This is a genomic window from Roseateles sp., from assembly GCF_036404855.1.
In the GTDB taxonomy this organism is placed as follows: Bacteria; Pseudomonadota; Gammaproteobacteria; order Burkholderiales; family Burkholderiaceae_C; genus Pelomonas.
In genome coordinates this window covers 1-4,193 of record NZ_DASWYS010000331.1, presented here as the reverse complement: position 1 = coordinate 4,193, position 4,193 = coordinate 1, and the positions used below count along the sequence as shown (strand labels likewise).

The following is a 4,193-nucleotide window of genomic DNA, read 5'->3' as shown; positions in this document are numbered from 1 at the left end:
CGGGCACTTGACGGCGAACATCCATCCGCGCGCCCCGGTCGGAGCAATCACGCGGCAACAAAAAACCGGCCCTTCGGGGCCGGTTCTTCATTGAGGGCAACAGGTCTTACTTGATGCCCATTTCCTCGAGCAACCGCGTTGTCTTGTCCACCGTGCTCATCTGCCACAGCATGTAGCGCGAATCCACGCTGATGCTGCGGACCATCTTGGGGTTGAAGTCCCAGTCGGAGATGACGGCGTCCAGCGTGCCGTCAAACAACAGGCCCACCAGTTCAGCCTTCTTGTTCAGCACCGGGCTGCCGGAGTTGCCGCCGGTGGTGTCCAGCGTGGACAGGAAGTTGACCGGCACGGAGTCCAGGCCCTTCACGTAATAGGGGCCGAAGTTGCGCGCCTTGATGGCGGCCAATTGCTCGGCCGGGGCGTTGAACTCGCCGCCGGCCTCGTCCGGGCCCTTGTGCTTGGCGACGATGCCGCGCAGCGTCGTGAAGGCCTTCCAGCTTTCGCCGTCGCGGCCCACCTCGCGGCCCTGCACCTTGCCGTAGCTGATGCGCAGCGTGCTGTTGGCGTCGGGGTAGACGGCCTCGCCGCGGCTGGCGTGGTAGTCGATCAGCGCCTGCTGGGTGCCCGCATAGGCCTTCTGCAGCTTGCCGGCCAGCTCCTTGTCGCGGTTCTCGCGCCGGTCGTAGTCGCCGTTCAAGGTCACGGCGAGCTTGATGAAGGCATCGTCGCTGGCCGTGAAGGCCGCGGCGTCCTTGTCCAGCCATGCCAGGCGGGTACCGGTGTCGGCAAGCTTGCTGCCTGCGTAGATGGCGTCGATGCGGGCGCGGATGCTGGCTTCATCCTGGCCAGCCTTCAGTCCCAACGCATCCAGCCAGGCGGCGTTCAGCGTCGCGGCGGGCTGAGCCAGATACTGGGCCAGGAAGTGGGCCACCAGGCGCTTGTCGGTGGGCTCGTCGTAGCGACGCTCCAGCGCCTGCTGAGCGGCACGCAGGCGATTGGCGTCGCGATCCTGGAAGCCGGTCTTGCGTTCGGCGTCGGGCTTGGCGCGCTCCAGCGCCGCCTGGTAGAGCTGGTGGGCCGACGTCAGCAGCGCGGGCGACATGAAGCTCATCAGCAGCTCGCCACGCGTGGTGGCCTGGCGCTCGGCAATCAGGCTTTCGGTGGCAGCCAGGTCGGCGCCGTAGCGTTCCTTGCGCTTCGCGTCGGCGTTGACCCAGGCCTTGAGCCTGTCGAAGTCGGCCGTCTTGCGCGAGAGGATGTCGCTGCCGTCGTAGCTCTGCTGCTGGCCCTGCAGGTTCTTGTAATAGTTCTGCAGGCCCTGCATGCGCGCGGCCATCTTGATCTCGCCGTCGCGACGACCGGCCGTCTCGGTCTTGATGAGGTCTATGGCTTCGCCCATCGCGCGAGTCTGCGCGGGCTGCTGCCAGCCGAAGGCGAAGTCCACCTCGGCAGGCAGGCGGTGACGGTTGGTGCGACCCGGATAGCCGGCCACCATGACGAAGTCTCCGTCGTTCAGCGGACTGCTCGCCATCGTGAGGTGGTGCTTGGGCAGGTAGGGCCTGTTGTCCTTGCTGAAATCGGCCGGCTTGCCATCCGGGCCGACGTAGGCCCGGTAGAAGCTGTAGTCGCCGGTGTGCCGTGGCCAGACCCAGTTGTCCGCGTCGCCGCCGAACAGACCCACGCCGGTGGCTGGCGCATGCACCAGGCGCACGTCGCGGATCTCCATCTGCTTGATGAGCTGGTACTGCAGCCCCCCGAAGAAGGAATAGACGTTGCAGCGGTGTCCAGCGTCGGACTCGCAGGCGGCCACGAGCTTTTTCTCGTTGGCCTCGATCGCGTCGGTGCGGGCTTTGCCAGTCAGCGCACGGGTCTTGTCGTTGAGGATCTCGGCGCTGACGTCCTTCATGTCGACCGTGACGAGGATGCGGCTGCCGGGCGCGGCGGGCAGTTCGTCGGCCAGCGTCTGCGCGTAGAAGCCGTTCTTGAGCAGGTCGCGGTCGGGCTTGGAGTTGTACTGGATGCTGCCGTAGGCGCAGTGGTGGTTGGTGACCGCCAGGCCCTGCGGCGACACGAAGCTGGCCGTGCAGTTGCCCAGCGACACGACGGCGCCCATCGGGAAGTCGGTCAGCTCCTTGAGCTTGGCCGGGTCCAGGGCCAGGCCGCCGGCCTTCAGGGGCTTGGCGATCTGCGGCAATTGCTTGGGCATCCACATGCCTTCGTCGGCATGGGCGGTGGTCACGGCCAGCGCTGCAGCGGCCAGCAGTGAGAGGGAATGACGATTCATGGAGCGGTTCGGCAAAAAGGCGAAACCACGAGCGTAACCCGCGCGTCGACATGCTCGCGGGTGAGAAAAGCCAGGGAGGCCCGCCCGGTAGAGCCCCCGAAGGCGGCTGCAAGCCCTTCCCGGGCGCCCAGAGCGCCGGCCGGTGGCATGCTGCGTGGCGTCCCATCCCAGTCCCAGGAGTCGACTCCATGAAGATCAACGGGGCCTGCCACTGCGGCGCCATCGCGTTCACGGCCGAGATCGATCCGTCGCGGGTGGTGGTCTGCCACTGCACGGACTGCCAGGTGCTCTCCGGCGCGCCCTTCCGGGCGGGCGTTCCCGCGCCCATTGAACAGTTCACGCTGCTGCGCGGCTCGCCCAAGACCTACGTCAAGGTTGCGCAGAGCGGCAACCGGCGCGCGCAAGTCTTCTGCGGAGACTGCGGCACCGCCTTGTGGGGCACTGCCCCGGAGAATGCCACGGCCGTCGTCATCCGCCTGGGCTGCATCGAGCAGCGCGCGCAGCTCAGCCCGGGCCACCAGATCTGGCAGCACTCGGAAGCGCCCTGGGTGGACGGGTTGCGCGCCGTGCCGGGGTCGCTCCAGCAGTCAACATGAGCCGGCCCGCAAGGCGGGCAGGCGCTCAGGCCTTGGGCAGCGTGACGCCCACCTGCCCCTGGTACTTGCCGCCGCGGTCCTTGTAGCTGGTCTCGCAGACCTCGTCGCTCTCGAAGAACAGCACCTGGGCGCAGCCCTCGCCCGCGTAGATCTTGGCAGGCAGCGGCGTCGTGTTGCTGAATTCCAGCGTCACATAGCCCTCCCACTCGGGCTCGAAGGGCGTCACGTTGACGATGATGCCGCAGCGGGCATAGGTACTCTTGCCCAGGCACACGGTGAGCACGTTGCGAGGGATGCGGAAGTACTCCACCGTGCGCGCCAGCGCGAAGCTGTTGGGCGGAATGATGCAGACGTCCTTGTTGACGTCGACGAAGCTGTTCTCGTCGAAGTTTTTCGGGTCCACCACCGTGCTGTGGATGTTGGTGAAAACCTTGAACTCCGGCGCGCAGCGGATGTCGTAGCCGTAGCTGCTGGTGCCGTAGCTGACGATCTTGCGTCCGTCGCGCTCACGGACCTGGCCGGGCTCGAAGGGCTCGATCATGCCGTGCTGCTCCGCCATTCGACGTATCCACTTGTCGCTCTTGATGCTCATCTCGTTGTCCTCTTATCTGGGCAAAACGCCGTCGAAATACATGCCACCGTCCAGGTCTACCACGAAGCCCTTCACCGCCGCGCGCTCGGGCACGGCCAGGCGTCCATAGGCGATGGGCGTCCAGGGCAGCTCCTGCATGGCGATGCGCTGGGCCTTGGCGTAAAGGAACTTGCGATCCTCCTGTTTGAGCGCTTGGCGGGCCTCGGCCAGCAGGCGGTCGTAGGCAGGGTTGCACCAGAAGCTGCCGCTGGCCGCGCCACAGGCCAGCTGGCCGGCGGTGTTGGCGGGCTCAGGGTCGCCGTTCCAGCCGCTCAGCGCCGCGTCGTGCTCGCCGGCGTCGATGCGACGCAGGTACTCGCCCCACTCGTAGGTGACGATGCGCGCGGTCACACCGACCTTGGCCCAATCGGCCTGGATCATCTGCGCCATGCGCTGGCCGTTGGGGTTGTAGGTGCGCACCACGGGCATGGCCCAGAGCGTGATGTTCAGCGGCAGCACCCCGGCCTTCTGCAGCAAGGCCTTGGCCTTGGCAGGGTCGTACGGCACGGGCTTGAGCGTCGCATCGTGGGCCCAGTTGGCGGCGGGAATGGGGCTCGTCGCCAACGTGCCGGCATCGCCGTAGACGGCCCGCAGGATGGCGCCCTTGTCGATGGCCATGTCCAGGGCCTGGCGCACCTCGGGCTTGGCCAGTGCCGGGCGCCGGGTGTTGTAGGCCAGCAGG

Annotated in this window: 4 protein-coding genes; 1 reads left to right on the top strand and 3 read right to left on the bottom strand. The window is 66.9% G+C overall.

The features are described from left to right. Positions 1-106: 106 nt before the first annotated feature. Entirely contained in the window at positions 107-2,284 is a 2,178-nt protein-coding gene (locus VGF12_RS22200; protein WP_331178227.1) for a S46 family peptidase, read from the bottom strand. Positions 2,285-2,472: 188 nt separating this feature from the next. Here VGF12_RS22200 and VGF12_RS22195 point away from each other — a divergent pair, with 188 nt between their 5' ends. After that, complete coding sequence (locus VGF12_RS22195; RefSeq protein ID WP_331178226.1) at positions 2,473-2,880, top strand: GFA family protein; 408 nt, start codon at positions 2,473-2,475, stop codon at positions 2,878-2,880. Positions 2,881-2,905: 25 nt separating this feature from the next. On the opposite strand, the gene dcd is transcribed toward VGF12_RS22195, so the two are convergent. Further along, positions 2,906-3,472, bottom strand: coding sequence for a dCTP deaminase (dcd, locus tag VGF12_RS22190; RefSeq protein WP_331178225.1), 567 nt, complete (start codon positions 3,470-3,472; stop codon positions 2,906-2,908). A gap of 12 nt (positions 3,473-3,484) precedes the next feature. Further along, a partial coding sequence (locus tag VGF12_RS22185; protein WP_331178224.1) for an ABC transporter substrate-binding protein occupies positions 3,485-4,193 on the bottom strand: 709 nt, incomplete at its 5' end.

Excerpts from the sequence above, each read along its gene's own strand:
- VGF12_RS22200 (WP_331178227.1), bottom strand. The coding sequence starts at position 2,284 with ATGAATCGTCATTCCCTCTCACTGCTGGCCGCTGCAGCGCTGGCCGTG.
- dcd (WP_331178225.1), bottom strand. The coding sequence starts at position 3,472 with ATGAGCATCAAGAGCGACAAGTGGATACGTCGAATGGCGGAGCAGCAC.
- VGF12_RS22195 (WP_331178226.1), top strand. The coding sequence starts at position 2,473 with ATGAAGATCAACGGGGCCTGCCACTGCGGCGCCATCGCGTTCACGGCC.